Genomic DNA, 13,436 nt, shown 5'->3' on the forward strand with positions numbered 1-13,436 from the left:
AAACAGCGAAGTAGCGCATAAATAAACGTAATGAATGAATGTATTGTGAGATAATGACAATAAATAACTATTTGAATGTGAAATGATTTTTTATCAAACCGTTGTTAGTTTGTCTAAAGTCAACGAAAATAATATTGCCGCCTTAAAAAAAGGCGGTATAATCCGTCGATTTTTTTTGTGGCTGCCCTCAAAGGAGAAAGAGTATGAAGATCGTGGAAGTCAAACACCCACTCGTCAAACACAAGCTGGGACTGATGCGTGAGCAAGATATCAGCACCAAGCGCTTTCGCGAACTCGCTTCTGAAGTGGGTAGCCTGCTGACTTATGAGGCGACCGCCGACCTCGAAACTGAAAAAGTTACTATCGAAGGCTGGAACGGTCCGGTAGAAATCGACCAGATCAAAGGTAAGAAAATTACCGTGGTGCCGATCCTGCGTGCGGGCCTGGGGATGATGGACGGCGTGCTGGAAAACGTTCCGAGTGCGCGCATCAGCGTGGTCGGTATGTACCGTAATGAAGAAACGCTGGAGCCAGTACCGTACTTCCAGAAACTGGTTTCTAACATTGATGAGCGTATGGCGCTGATCGTCGACCCAATGCTGGCAACCGGTGGTTCCGTTATCGCGACCATCGACCTGCTGAAAAAAGCGGGCTGCAGCAGCATTAAAGTGCTGGTGCTGGTGGCTGCGCCAGAAGGTATCGCTGCGCTGGAAAAAGCGCACCCGGACGTCGAGCTGTATACCGCATCGATTGACCAGGGGCTGAATGAGCACGGATACATTATCCCGGGCCTCGGCGATGCCGGTGATAAAATCTTTGGTACGAAATAACGAATAAAAAATAATTAAAGCCGACTTTAAGAGTCGGCTTTTTTTTGAGTAAAGCGCCTATAACACATAATATACAGAGGATAATACTATGACGCGCCGTGCTATCGGGGTGAGTGAAAGACCGCCACTTTTACAGACAATCCCGCTTAGTTTACAACATTTGTTCGCCATGTTTGGTGCAACCGTCCTGGTGCCCGTCTTATTTCATATCAACCCAGCAACCGTACTGTTATTTAACGGTATCGGAACGCTGCTGTATCTCTTCATCTGTAAAGGGAAAATCCCTGCTTATCTTGGTTCGAGCTTTGCCTTTATTTCTCCGGTATTATTGCTGTTGCCGTTGGGTTATGAAGTTGCGCTGGGCGGCTTTATTATGTGCGGCGTGCTGTTCTGTCTGGTTTCTTTTATTGTGAAGAAAGCAGGGACTGGCTGGCTGGATGTGCTGTTTCCTCCAGCGGCAATGGGGGCCATCGTTGCTGTCATTGGTCTGGAACTGGCGGGCGTAGCTGCTGGCATGGCGGGCTTACTCCCGGCTGAAGGGCAAACGCCAGATTCCAAAACCATCATTATCTCCATTACTACCCTGGCTGTTACGGTTTTAGGTTCCGTACTGTTCCGCGGTTTCCTGGCGATTATCCCTATTTTGATTGGTGTGTTGGTGGGGTACGCGCTCTCCTTCGCAATGGGAATTGTCGATACCACGCCGATTATTAACGCTCACTGGTTTGCTCTGCCGACTCTTTACACGCCGCGCTTTGAGTGGTTTGCCATTTTGACCATTCTGCCTGCGGCGCTGGTGGTTATTGCCGAACACGTAGGGCATCTGGTGGTAACGGCTAACATCGTGAAAAAAGATCTGTTGCGCGATCCGGGCCTGCACCGTTCCATGTTCGCTAACGGCCTGTCGACCGTTATCTCCGGGTTCTTTGGTTCCACGCCAAACACCACCTACGGGGAAAACATCGGCGTTATGGCGATCACCCGCGTTTACAGTACCTGGGTAATCGGTGGTGCGGCGATCTTCGCCATCCTGCTCTCCTGTGTTGGTAAACTGGCTGCTGCTATCCAGATGATCCCACTGCCGGTGATGGGCGGTGTTTCGCTGCTGCTTTACGGTGTCATCGGCGCTTCTGGTATTCGTGTGCTTATTGAATCGAAAGTGGATTACAATAAAGCACAGAACCTGATCCTGACTTCCGTGATCCTGATCATCGGCGTCAGCGGCGCGAAGGTAAACATTGGTGCGGCAGAGCTGAAAGGTATGGCGCTGGCGACCATCGTCGGCATTGGCTTAAGCCTGATCTTTAAATTGATCAGCGTGCTCCGCCCGGAAGAAGTGGTGTTGGATGCAGAAGACGCCGATATGACAGAAAAATAATGTAGCGGCCGGGCAGTAATGCTGCCCGGTTCAAACATGATGGAATTCTGTGGTAAACTTCTCGCGATTTTGTGAAATCCCTGGTTGAGGTATCTCTGAACACACCGGCACAGCTCTCTTTGCCACTTTATCTTCCTGACGACGAAACCTTTGCAAGTTTCTGGCCGGGGGATAACTCCTCTTTACTGGCCGCGATGAAAAACGTGCTGCGTCAGGAACATAGCGGTTACATCTATCTCTGGGCACGCGAAGGCGCGGGGCGCAGCCATCTGCTGCACGCGGCTTGCGCGGAATTGTCGCAGCGTGGCGATGCGGTAGGGTATGTCCCGCTGGATAAACGCACCTGGTTTGTTCCGGAAGTGCTCGATGGTATGGAACAACTGTCGCTCGTTTGCATCGACAATATTGAGTGTATTGCTGGCGATGAGTTGTGGGAGATGGCGATTTTCGATCTCTACAATCGGATTCTGGAGTCGGGTAAAACACGGTTGCTGATCACTGGCGATCGTCCACCACGTCAGTTGAATCTGGGGTTACCGGATCTCGCGTCACGTCTCGACTGGGGGCAGATCTACAAGCTGCAGCCACTTTCAGATGAAGACAAATTGCAGGCTTTACAGTTACGCGCCCGTTTGCGTGGTTTTGAACTGCCGGAAGATGTGGGACGTTTCTTGCTGAAGCGGCTCGACAGAGAGATGCGCACGCTATTTATGACGTTGGATCAGCTGGATCGCGCATCAATTACCGCACAACGTAAATTGACCATTCCGTTTGTGAAAGAAATTCTGAAGCTGTAGACAAGGTTTTTATTGTCGGATGTGGTACGAAGACCTGCGCGAAGTGAGTCCATTGTATTCGTAGGCCGGATAAGACGCGGCAAGCGTCGCATCCGGCAATGTGCCTTAACTAGCGATGAGGCGCATCTTAACCCACGATTTCCAGCACCTGCTCCGGTGGACGACCAATCCGCGCTTTGCCATTCGCGACCACAATCGGGCGCTCCATCAGCTTCGGATTATCCACCATTGCCTGAATCAGCACTTCTTCGCTAAGTGAACTGTCAGCCAGGTTCAGTTCTTTATAAAGCTCCTCTTTCTGGCGCATCAGTTCACGGGCGCTATTCATACCCAACATTTTCAGCAAATTACGTAGCGTTGCTGCATCGGCAGGTGTCTCAAGATAGAGCACCACTTCCGGCTCCACACCATTTTCTTTCAGCAGGTTCAGCGTTTCACGGCTCTTTGAACAGCGTGGGTTGTGGTAGATTTTTACCTGTTTGGTCATTGTTCTTCCTTTAATGCGAATTACATTTTCGTATAAGGCTTAAAGCGTTCCTGCAACTGGCGCAACTGGTCGATACGAGCATCGTAACGCGCTTGTTGCAGGCTGCCTAATTTCACCTGCGAACTTGCGCTACTTAACAGAGAAATGGCCTGGTCGAGTCGCCCGGCCAGCGCATAACCTTCTGCTCGCGCAGCCAGTTCCTGATCGCGGTTATTTAGCGCGGCTTCTGCCTGTGCCAGCAAATCCCAGCCATTGCTGTCATCTTTATTATTAAAAGTGTAGCGATTCAGAATATTGGCCGCTTCCTGCGGTTGACCGCCTTGCAGATAAGCGTTTGCCAGGTTGAGTTGCAACACCGGATTGGTGCGCAAATCGCGGGCATTTTTCAGCCGATTGATAGCGTCATTGGCTTTGTGTTGCCCAAGGTCAATATCGGTTGCCAGATCGAGAAACCATGCATTAGTCGGTTCTGCCGCCAGTAATGGCTGTAGCGTCTTCCGTGCTTCATCGAATTTATTGGCTCCCATCGCCTGTAAAGCACGGCCATACTGTGCCGCCCGTTGCTGACGAACGTTACCTTTCGCCCATTCATCCAGCAAATCACTGGTGAGCTGGTTACGTCCGGAATTGTACATCCCCAGAGTACGCGCTTTCGCCAGATAGAAGTCTTCTGACGATTGCACCACCAGCGGGCGCATCTGATTAGCACGGTTACGAGCATCAGCCAGACGGCTTTCCGGCAACGGGTGAGTCAGCAAAATTTCCGGCGGACGCGAAGAGTAGCGCGCCTGATCGAGCAATTTTTCGAGGAAGGTCGGCATCGCCTGCGGATCGAACCCCGAGCGTTGCAGCACCTGAATCCCAATGCGGTCTGCTTCCTGTTCGTTTTGCTGGGTGAAGCTGATCATCCCCTGGCGCGTTCCCGCAAGCGTACCGGTCAGCGCCGCCATTCCCGCCTGCGGACTCGCCATTGCCAGTAAAATAGAACCTAACGCCCCGACCCAGGTGAGTGGTGCGCTACGTTGCTGATCTTCCATCGCTCGCGCCAGGTGACGCTGGGTGACGTGGGAGATTTCATGCGCCATAACCGAAGCCAGTTGGCTTTCGTTATCGGAATAACGGAACAGGGCAGAGTGCAGTACCACGTTGCCGCCAAAGAAAGCAAAGGCGTTAATTTCATCGTTATTGATCAGAAAGAAATGGAACGGCGTCTTTACTGAATTGGCATGCGAAACCAGACGCATCCCCAGCGAGTTAATGTATTGCGTTAATAGCGGATCATTAATTAACGGCGCGCTGCCGCGTAATTGGCGAACGTAATAGTCGCCCATTTGCATTTCCTGACCAATGGAAAGCGTGCTTCCTGCGGAGGTTCCCATATCCGGCAAGGTGTCTGCGCTATCGGCAAACGCCGGGGCCACCTGACCGAGGGTCACAGCAGCAATGAGGGTAGCAACAAGGTTTTTTTTCAACTGCCTGAACATAACCTCTGTCCTGTATTTTTGGAGATAGTCATTTGACCGATACTGTGAAATATCGTTCCCACCGCGCCGCCTTTGAGTGTAACGGTGAAGATTAGCCCACTCAAATGACTTTTCAGTTTCCTGAATCCGTCATAAAAAGCGAAGTCTTTTTTGTGACATTTCGATACAATTGCGGATCGCAATCCCCCTCTTGAGGTTCAGGGAAGGTCTTTATGCTCGAAATGTTGATGCAATGGTATCGCCGCCGTTTTAGCGACCCGGAAGCGATTGCCTTGCTGGTTATTTTAGTTGCCGGTTTTGGCATTATCTTTTTCTTTAGTGGCCTGCTCGCGCCGTTGCTGGTGGCTATTGTGCTGGCCTATTTGCTGGAATGGCCCACTGTGCGCCTGCAATCTATTGGCTGTTCCCGCCGTTGGGCAACGTCGATTGTATTGGTGGTTTTTGTCGGTATTTTGCTGCTGATGGCGTTCGTGGTACTGCCTATCGCCTGGCAACAGGGCATTTATTTAATCCGCGATATGCCGGGCATGCTCAATAAGCTTTCAGATTTTGCTGCCACGTTGCCGCGCCGTTATCCGGCGTTGATGGACGCGGGCATTATTGATGCGATGGCTGACAATATGCGTAGCCGGATGCTTACCATGGGCGATTCAGTGGTAAAAATTTCTCTCGCCTCGCTGGTTGGTTTGCTGACCATTGCCGTCTATCTGGTGCTGGTGCCATTGATGGTCTTCTTCCTGCTGAAAGACAAAGAGCAAATGCTGAATGCCGTTCGTCGGGTGCTGCCGCGCAACCGTGGGCTGGCAGGGCAGGTGTGGAAGGAGATGAACCAGCAAATCACCAACTACATCCGTGGCAAGGTACTGGAGATGATTGTGGTGGGGATCGCCACCTGGCTGGGATTCTTACTCTTCGGGCTGAACTATTCGCTGCTGCTGGCGGTGCTGGTCGGTTTCTCGGTGCTTATTCCGTACATTGGCGCATTTGTGGTGACCATTCCGGTGGTTGGCGTGGCGCTATTCCAGTTTGGCGCCGGCACCGAGTTCTGGAGCTGCTTCGCGGTGTATCTGATTATCCAGGCGTTGGACGGTAACTTACTCGTACCGGTGTTGTTCTCTGAAGCAGTTAACCTGCATCCGCTGGTGATTATTTTATCAGTGGTGATTTTCGGCGGGCTGTGGGGATTCTGGGGCGTATTCTTCGCTATTCCACTGGCGACGCTAATCAAAGCGGTAATCCATGCCTGGCCGGATGGACAAATCGCGCAAGAGTAATCTTCATTCCAATATATCACCGGATATGAAGTGTGCTGGCCGCAAGCGCAGCCAGCACGGAATGGAGCAAAGTAATCAGGCGTGTTCTTTTAGCCAGTTAAGCACTACGTCGTGGTGATTGCTGGTTTTGAAATCGTCAAATACGTGTTCGATTTTGCCGTTGGCATCGATCAGGAAGCTGATGCGGTGAATACCATCGTAGGTTTTACCCATGAAAGACTTCTCGCCCCAGACGCCGAATTGTTCGCATACCTGGTGGTCCTCATCGGACAGAAGCGTAAAGTTAAGCAGTTCTTTATCTGCGAAACGGGAGAGTTTTTCGGGTTTATCGGTACTGATACCCAGCACATCAACGCCCACTTTTTTTAACTCTTCCATGTTATCGCGTAAGCCGCAGGCCTGTACGGTACAGCCGGGGGTCATGGCTTTCGGGTAGAAATAAACCAGAACACGCTGTCCCTGGAAGTCGGTCAAATTAACTTGTTCTCCGTCTTGATCCGGCAAGCTAAATTTCGGTGCGATGTCACCGGCTTTCAGTGGATTCATTACTTAACTCCATCCTGTTCATCATGTTGGGAATAATTGACGACGCTAATACTGCCTTGCGCATTGAGTTCTGTACATAGTGCTTTGAAGGCTTGTTCAATATTTGCTGAGTCCGCAGACGCCGGGCTGTGAGCGGTGATCTGAATATGTAGCTGCGCAGCCCGTTCATTTTCAGCAGGTTGCGTGCGTGATACCAGCTCTGCAATGTTCATATGGTGCGCGTCAAAAAGTGCGGTAAAGCGCTCAATTAAATGCGGTGAATCTGCCACATCGATCTGAACCCAGACAGATGCGGGCATCGGCGGACGCGGACGAGCCGTCGTGCGCTTCATCACGATTAAAAGATCCAGTTCGGCACCTTTCAACGGTAACGTTGATTCGATCAAGGTGATGGCGTTCCATGAACCGGAAAGCAGCATGATAAAGGTGAACTCTTCTCCCAACATTGCCAGGCGACTGTCTTCAATATTACAGCCGCAACTACTGACATGACGGGTGATAGTGTTCACAATTCCTGGGCGATCGGCACCCAGCGCAGTGATCACCAGATAATGTTGCGATGACAGTGTCAAACCGGTTATTCCTTCAAGGGGGAGAGTAGCTCTTAAGGAAAGCATAAAAAAAACATGCATACAACAATCAGAACGGTTCTGTCTGCTTGCTTTTAATGCCATACCAAACGTACCATTGAGGCACTTGTTTGCACAGAGGATGGCCCATGTTCACGGGAAGTATTGTCGCGATTGTTACTCCGATGGATGAAAAAGGTAATGTCTGTCGGGCTAGCTTAAAAAAACTGATTGATTATCATGTCGCCAGCGGTACTTCGGCGATTGTTTCTGTAGGCACCACTGGTGAGTCCGCTACCCTGAATCATGACGAACATGTTGATGTGGTAATGATGACGCTGGAGCTCGCTGACGGGCGTATTCCGGTAATTGCCGGAACTGGTGCTAACGCTACTGCGGAAGCCATTAGCCTGACGCAGCGTTTCAACAACAGCGGTATCGTTGGCTGCCTGACGGTGACCCCTTATTACAACCGCCCGTCGCAGGAAGGTCTGTATCAGCATTTCAAAGCCATCGCTGAACATACTGACCTGCCGCAAATCCTGTATAATGTGCCGTCCCGTACTGGCTGCGATCTGCTACCAGAAACGGTGGGCCGTCTGGCGAAAGTCAAAAATATTGTCGGAATCAAAGAAGCAACAGGGAACTTAACGCGGGTAAACCAGATCAAAGAGCTGGTTTCAGACGATTTTGTTCTGCTGAGCGGCGATGATGCGAGCACGTTGGACTTCATGCAGTTAGGTGGTCATGGCGTTATTTCCGTTACGGCTAACGTCGCAGCGCGTGATATGGCCCAGATGTGCAAACTGGCGGCAGAAGGGCATTTTGCCGAGGCACGCGTTATTAATCAGCGTCTGATGCCATTACACAACAAACTATTTGTCGAACCCAATCCAATCCCGGTGAAATGGGCATGTAAGGAACTGGGTCTTGTGGCGACCGATACGCTGCGCCTGCCAATGACGCCAATCACCGACAGTGGTCGTGAGACGGTCAGAGCGGCGCTTAAGCATGCCGGTTTGCTGTAAAGTTTAGGGAGATTTGATGGCTTACTCTGTTCAAAAGTCGCGCCTGGCAAAGGTTGCGGGTGTATCGCTTGTTTTATTACTCGCAGCCTGTAGTTCTGACTCACGCTATAAGCGTCAGGTGAGTGGTGATGAAGCCTATCTGGAAGCGGCACCGCTTGCGGAGCTTCATGCCCCGGCAGGAATGATTTTGCCGGTGACCTCTGGTGATTATGCAATCCCGGTGACCAACGGTAGTGGTGCTGTCGGTAAGGCGCTGGACATTCGTCCACCAGCCCAGCCGCTGGCACTGGTTTCTGGCGCGCGTACCCAGTTCACGGGCGATACCGCTTCACTGCTGGTGGAAAATGGTCGTGGCAATACTCTGTGGCCGCAGGTGGTTAGCGTGCTGCAGGCGAAAAACTATACCATTACCCAACGCGATGATGCCGGTCAGACGCTGACCACCGATTGGGTACAATGGAACCGTCTGGACGAAGACGAGCAGTATCGTGGTCGTTATCAAATCTCTGTTAAACCGCAGGGTTATCAGCAGGCGGTAACGGTGAAATTGCTGAACCTGGAACAGGCTGGCAAGCCGGTTGCAGATGCGGCGTCTATGCAGCGTTACAGCGCTGAGATGATGAACGTCATTTCCGCTGGCCTGGATAAATCCGTCACTGATGCGGCTAATGCAGCGCAAAATCGTGCTTCCACAACAATGGATGTACAAAGCGCCGCTGACGACACTGGTTTACCGATGTTGGTCGTGCGTGGTCCGTTCAACGTAGTATGGCAACGTCTGCCTGCTGCGTTGGAAAAAGTGGGCATGAAAGTGACCGACAGCACTCGTTCACAAGGCAGCATGGCCGTAACTTACAAGCCACTGTCTGACAGCGACTGGCAGGAACTGGGCGCGAGCGATCCAGGCCTGGCATCGGGCGACTACAAACTGCAGGTCGGTGATTTAGATAACCGCAGCAGCCTACAGTTCATCGATCCGAAAGGTCATACGCTGACACAAAGCCAAAACGACGCACTGGTATCTGTCTTCCAGGCTGCGTTTAGCAAGTAAAAATACAGGGCTGGAGTCTTCCGGCCCTTTTTTCTGATATGATACGCAAACGTGTGCGTCGGCAGAAAAACGCGATTTTAGCGGTAATTCGCACGAAATTTGTTTGTCGGACGTAGGTCGGATAAGGCGTTTACGGCGCAACCGACAAAACATCCGGCACACCAGACAGCAAAAGATTTTAAAACGTTAATTCACACCCAGGAGTGATAAAGATGCAAAAGCAAGCTGAGTTGTATCGTGGTAAAGCGAAAACCGTATACAGCACGGAAAACCCGGACCTGTTGGTGCTCGAATTCCGCAATGATACGTCAGCAGGGGATGGCGCGCGCATTGAGCAGTTTGATCGCAAAGGTATGGTGAACAACAAGTTCAACTACTTCATTATGAGCAAACTGGCTGAAGCGGGTATCCCGACTCAAATGGAGCGTCTGCTCTCTGATACCGAATGTCTGGTGAAAAAACTGGATATGGTGCCGGTTGAGTGTGTCGTGCGTAACCGTGCTGCTGGCTCTCTGGTGAAACGTCTTGGAATCGAAGAAGGTATTGAGCTGAACCCACCGCTGTTCGATCTGTTCCTGAAAAACGACGCTATGCACGACCCAATGGTCAACGAATCTTACTGCGAAACCTTTGGCTGGGTAAGCAAAGAGAATCTGGCGCGTATGAAAGAGCTGACCTACAAAGCGAACGACGTGCTGAAAAAACTGTTCGACGATGCAGGTCTGATTCTGGTCGACTTCAAGCTGGAATTTGGCCTGTACAAAGGCGAAGTGGTGCTGGGCGATGAGTTCTCCCCGGACGGTAGCCGCCTGTGGGACAAAGAAACGCTGGAGAAAATGGACAAAGACCGTTTCCGCCAGAGCCTCGGTGGCCTGATCGAAGCCTATGAAGCCGTCGCCCGCCGCCTGGGTGTACAGCTGGACTGATTTTTCTGTTCATCATCTTGCCGTGCTGCTGGCACGGCAAGATGACCGCTCTTGTAAGACGTGAATTGAACGCTCATTCCTCCATCATTTCCTCCCGCTTTCCTGTGGTAATCTTCCTCTGAACGACCTACGATCATTCCTATAATGAATATATTGTTGAGGTATCTATGCGCTGGCAAGGGCGTCGTGAAAGTGACAATGTTGAAGACAGGCGAAACAGCTCCGGTGGTCCGTCAATGGGTGGTCCCGGTTTTCGCCTACCAACCGGTAAAGGTGGGTTAATTTTATTGGTGGTTGTTTTGGTTGCTGGCTACTATGGTGTTGATTTAACTGGATTGATGACCGGACAGCCAGTTTCACAACAGCAATCAACGCGTTCAATTAGCCCAAATGAAGACGAAGCGGCAAAATTCACCTCGGTGATTCTGGCAACCACGGAAGATACCTGGGGACAGCAATTCGAGAAGATGGGTAAGGCCTATCAGCAACCGAAGCTGGTAATGTACCGTGGAATGACTCGCACTGGTTGCGGGGCGGGGCAATCCATTATGGGACCGTTTTATTGCCCGGCGGATGGCACAGTCTATATCGATCTCTCCTTCTATGATGACATGAAAGACAAACTGGGCGCGGATGGTGATTTTGCCCAAGGGTACGTTATCGCCCATGAAGTCGGTCATCACGTGCAGAAACTGTTAGGCATCGAGCCGAAAGTCCGTCAGCTGCAACAAAACGCGACGCAAGCGGAAGCCAACCGCTTATCTGTGCGTATGGAACTCCAGGCCGACTGCTTTGCCGGTGTCTGGGGGCATAGCATGCAGCAGCAAGGTGTTCTGGAAACCGGCGATCTGGAAGAGGCGCTGAACGCGGCGCAGGCCATCGGCGATGACCGTTTACAACAGCAAAGTCAGGGGCAGGTTGTGCCAGATAGCTTTACTCATGGCACATCTCAGCAACGCTACAGCTGGTTTAAACGTGGCTTCGACAGCGGCGATCCGGCACAATGCAATACTTTCGGTAAAAGCATTTAACTTCCGGGGCAGGGATGGCTGAACTGACTGCGCTTCATACATTAACAGCGCAAATGAAACGCGAAGGGATTCGCCGCTTGTTGGTGTTGAGCGGCGAAGGAAGTTGGTGCGGTGAGCATGCGCTTAAGTTGCGTGAAGCATTACCGGGCGACTGGCTGTGGGTTTCGCCACAGCCAGCTTCTGAAAACCACTGTACGCCATCTGCGCTGCAAACTTTACTTGGGCGCGAGTTTCAGCATGCGGTATTCGATGCCCGCCAGGGCTTTGATGCCGCCGCTTTTGCGGCCCTTAGCGGAACGCTGAAAGCGGGAAGCTGGCTGGTGTTGTTGCTCCCCGTGTGGGAAGAATGGGAAAACCATCCTGATGTCGATTCGCTGCGCTGGAGTGATTGCCCTGGTCCTGTTGCGGCTCCGCATTTTGTCCAACATCTCAAACGCGTACTTGCGGCGGATAACAACGCTATCCTCTGGCGGCAAAATCAGCCGTTCACGTTGGTGCATTTTGCTCCCCGTACTGACTGGCAACCTGCTACCGGCGCACCACAACCAGAACAACAGCACATATTACAGCAACTGCTGACCATACCGCCGGGCGTGGCAGTAGTAACCGCTGCGCGCGGGCGCGGTAAGTCGGCGTTGGCGGGGCAGCTCATTTCCCGTATCTCTGGCAGTGCGATTGTTACAGCACCTGCGAAGGCTGCAACGGATGTGCTGGCGCAGTTTGCGGGCGAGAAGTATCGCTTTGTGGCGCCAGATGCCTTATTAGCCAGTGATGAAAAAGCTGACTGGCTGGTGGTTGACGAAGCTGCAGCCATTCCTGCGCCACTGTTGCATCAGCTGGTATCGCGTTTCTCACGCACCTTGTTAACTACCACGGTACAGGGTTATGAAGGTACCGGACGAGGATTTTTGCTGAAGTTTTGCGCTCGCTTTCCGCGCCTTCAGCGCTTTGAATTGCAACAGCCGATCCGCTGGGCGCAGGGCTGTCCACTGGAAAAAATAGTCGGTGAGGCACTGGTTTTTGACGACGAAAACTTCACTCACGAACCAGAAGGTGACATCGTCATTTCCGCTTTTGAACAGACGCTATGGCAAAGCCATCCGGATACACCGTTAAAGGTGTATCAGCTATTGTCTGGTGCGCATTACCGGACATCCCCCCTGGATTTACGCCGGATGATGGATGCACCTGGGCAACATTTTTTACAGGCGGCTTGCGAAAACGAGATTGCCGGGGCGCTGTGGCTGGTGGATGAGGGCGGATTATCGGAAGAACTCAGTCAGGCGGTATGGGCGGGTTATCGTCGTCCACGGGGCAATCTGGTGGCTCAGTCGCTGGCGGCACACGGCAGCAATCCAGTTGCGGCGATGTTGTGCGGTAGACGTGTCAGCCGGATTGCAGTCCACCCGGCACGTCAGCGCGAAGGTGTTGGGCAACAGCTTATTGCCAGCGCTTTGGAATATACGCATGGCCTCGACTACCTTTCGGTAAGCTTTGGCTACACCGAGGAATTATGGCGTTTCTGGCAACGATGCGGTTTTGTGTTGGTGCGGATGGGCAATCATCGCGAAGCCAGCAGCGGCTGTTATACGGCGATGGCGTTGTTACCGATTAGCGAAGCGGGTAAACAACTGGCAGAACGTGAGCATTTTCGTTTACGCCGCGATGCGCAAATTCTCTCGCAGTGGAATGGCGAAACTATTCCAGTCGATCCGCTTAACAATATCGTGATTACTGACGGCGACTGGCTGGAACTAGCTGGTTTTGCTTTCGCTCATCGTCCGCTTTTAACGTCGTTAGGCTGTTTAATGCGTCTACTGAAAATCAGCGAACTGACATTACCAGCGCTTCGTGGGCGTTTGCAGAAAAACGTCAGCGACGCGCAGTTATGTACCACACTTAAACTTTCGGGGCGTAAGGCGTTGTTGGCCCATCAGCGTGAAGAGGCGGCACAGGCGCTATTTGCACTTGATGATGCCCGCACTGAACGCCTGCGCGATCGCATAACGCAATGGCAATTTTTTCACTGACTCCT

At 51.9% G+C, this 13,436-nt stretch carries 13 protein-coding genes; 9 read left to right on the forward strand and 4 right to left on the reverse strand.

The window, feature by feature from the left end:
- Positions 1-203 precede the first annotated feature (203 nt).
- The 3 genes from upp to H9644_RS15700 all read left to right on the forward strand — a co-directional run bounded on the left by upp (position 204) and on the right by H9644_RS15700 (position 3,005).
- Positions 204-830 carry a uracil phosphoribosyltransferase gene (gene upp, locus H9644_RS15690; protein ID WP_001295473.1) on the forward strand — a complete coding sequence of 209 codons (627 nt, stop codon included), beginning with the start codon at positions 204-206 and terminating at the stop codon, positions 828-830.
- Between the two features lie 88 nt (positions 831-918).
- Positions 919-2,208 (forward strand): uracil permease, encoded by a 1,290-nt coding sequence (gene uraA / locus H9644_RS15695; RefSeq protein ID WP_180556945.1) that lies wholly within the window; start codon positions 919-921, stop codon positions 2,206-2,208.
- 95 nt (positions 2,209-2,303) lie between these two features.
- The gene (locus tag H9644_RS15700; protein ID WP_074399451.1) at positions 2,304-3,005 is read left to right on the forward strand and encodes a DnaA inactivator Hda; all 702 of its coding nucleotides are present in this window, start codon (positions 2,304-2,306) and stop codon (positions 3,003-3,005) included.
- Positions 3,006-3,132: 127 nt separating this feature from the next.
- Here the strand turns inward: H9644_RS15700 and arsC are convergent, their stop codons facing one another.
- A complete protein-coding gene (gene arsC, locus H9644_RS15705; RefSeq protein ID WP_064526258.1) occupies positions 3,133-3,492 on the reverse strand; it encodes an arsenate reductase (glutaredoxin) in 360 nt (119 codons plus the stop codon).
- A gap of 20 nt (positions 3,493-3,512) precedes the next feature.
- The gene (gene bepA, locus H9644_RS15710; RefSeq protein WP_064526260.1) at positions 3,513-4,976 is read right to left on the reverse strand and encodes a beta-barrel assembly-enhancing protease; all 1,464 of its coding nucleotides are present in this window, start codon (positions 4,974-4,976) and stop codon (positions 3,513-3,515) included.
- A 212-nt stretch (positions 4,977-5,188) separates the two neighbouring features.
- Between bepA and H9644_RS15715 the strand changes: the two genes are divergently transcribed.
- A complete protein-coding gene (locus H9644_RS15715) occupies positions 5,189-6,250 on the forward strand; it encodes an AI-2E family transporter (protein WP_064526262.1) in 1,062 nt (353 codons plus the stop codon).
- A 75-nt stretch (positions 6,251-6,325) separates the two neighbouring features.
- On the opposite strand, the gene bcp is transcribed toward H9644_RS15715, so the two are convergent.
- Entirely contained in the window at positions 6,326-6,796 is a 471-nt protein-coding gene (bcp, locus tag H9644_RS15720; protein WP_191775286.1) for a thioredoxin-dependent thiol peroxidase, read from the reverse strand.
- Complete coding sequence (locus tag H9644_RS15725; protein ID WP_000176182.1) at positions 6,796-7,368, reverse strand: glycine cleavage system transcriptional repressor; 573 nt, start codon at positions 7,366-7,368, stop codon at positions 6,796-6,798. The genes bcp and H9644_RS15725 overlap by 1 nt, the downstream gene beginning before the upstream one ends.
- A gap of 146 nt (positions 7,369-7,514) precedes the next feature.
- Here H9644_RS15725 and dapA point away from each other — a divergent pair, with 146 nt between their 5' ends.
- The 5 genes from dapA to tmcA all read left to right on the forward strand — a co-directional run bounded on the left by dapA (position 7,515) and on the right by tmcA (position 13,431).
- Entirely contained in the window at positions 7,515-8,393 is an 879-nt protein-coding gene (gene dapA / locus H9644_RS15730) for a 4-hydroxy-tetrahydrodipicolinate synthase (RefSeq protein ID WP_191775287.1), read from the forward strand.
- Between the two features lie 16 nt (positions 8,394-8,409).
- On the forward strand, positions 8,410-9,444 hold the full coding sequence (bamC, locus tag H9644_RS15735) for an outer membrane protein assembly factor BamC (RefSeq protein ID WP_064526268.1): 1,035 nt from the start codon (positions 8,410-8,412) through the stop codon (positions 9,442-9,444).
- A 212-nt stretch (positions 9,445-9,656) separates the two neighbouring features.
- Positions 9,657-10,370: a phosphoribosylaminoimidazolesuccinocarboxamide synthase gene (gene purC, locus H9644_RS15740; RefSeq protein WP_001295467.1), complete on the forward strand. Its 714-nt coding sequence runs from the start codon at positions 9,657-9,659 to the stop codon at positions 10,368-10,370.
- 167 nt (positions 10,371-10,537) lie between these two features.
- The gene (gene ypfJ / locus H9644_RS15745) at positions 10,538-11,401 is read left to right on the forward strand and encodes a KPN_02809 family neutral zinc metallopeptidase (RefSeq protein WP_064526270.1); all 864 of its coding nucleotides are present in this window, start codon (positions 10,538-10,540) and stop codon (positions 11,399-11,401) included.
- Between the two features lie 14 nt (positions 11,402-11,415).
- On the forward strand, positions 11,416-13,431 hold the full coding sequence (gene tmcA / locus H9644_RS15750) for a tRNA cytosine(34) acetyltransferase TmcA (RefSeq protein ID WP_191775289.1): 2,016 nt from the start codon (positions 11,416-11,418) through the stop codon (positions 13,429-13,431).
- Positions 13,432-13,436: the final 5 nt, after the last annotated feature.

This window comes from Escherichia whittamii (assembly GCF_014836715.1).
GTDB classification, from domain to species: Bacteria; Pseudomonadota; Gammaproteobacteria; order Enterobacterales; family Enterobacteriaceae; genus Escherichia; species Escherichia whittamii.

Bases quoted from the DNA above. Each gene is read 5' to 3' on its own strand.
- uraA (WP_180556945.1), top strand. From the start codon at position 919: ATGACGCGCCGTGCTATCGGGGTGAGTGAAAGACCGCCACTTTTACAG.
- arsC (WP_064526258.1), bottom strand. From the start codon at position 3,492: ATGACCAAACAGGTAAAAATCTACCACAACCCACGCTGTTCAAAGAGC.
- bcp (WP_191775286.1), bottom strand. From the start codon at position 6,796: ATGAATCCACTGAAAGCCGGTGACATCGCACCGAAATTTAGCTTGCCG.
- tmcA (WP_191775289.1), top strand. From the start codon at position 11,416: ATGGCTGAACTGACTGCGCTTCATACATTAACAGCGCAAATGAAACGC.
- bamC (WP_064526268.1), top strand. From the start codon at position 8,410: ATGGCTTACTCTGTTCAAAAGTCGCGCCTGGCAAAGGTTGCGGGTGTA.
- dapA (WP_191775287.1), top strand. From the start codon at position 7,515: ATGTTCACGGGAAGTATTGTCGCGATTGTTACTCCGATGGATGAAAAA.
- H9644_RS15715 (WP_064526262.1), top strand. From the start codon at position 5,189: ATGCTCGAAATGTTGATGCAATGGTATCGCCGCCGTTTTAGCGACCCG.
- bepA (WP_064526260.1), bottom strand. From the start codon at position 4,976: ATGTTCAGGCAGTTGAAAAAAAACCTTGTTGCTACCCTCATTGCTGCT.
- upp (WP_001295473.1), top strand. From the start codon at position 204: ATGAAGATCGTGGAAGTCAAACACCCACTCGTCAAACACAAGCTGGGA.
- purC (WP_001295467.1), top strand. From the start codon at position 9,657: ATGCAAAAGCAAGCTGAGTTGTATCGTGGTAAAGCGAAAACCGTATAC.
- ypfJ (WP_064526270.1), top strand. From the start codon at position 10,538: ATGCGCTGGCAAGGGCGTCGTGAAAGTGACAATGTTGAAGACAGGCGA.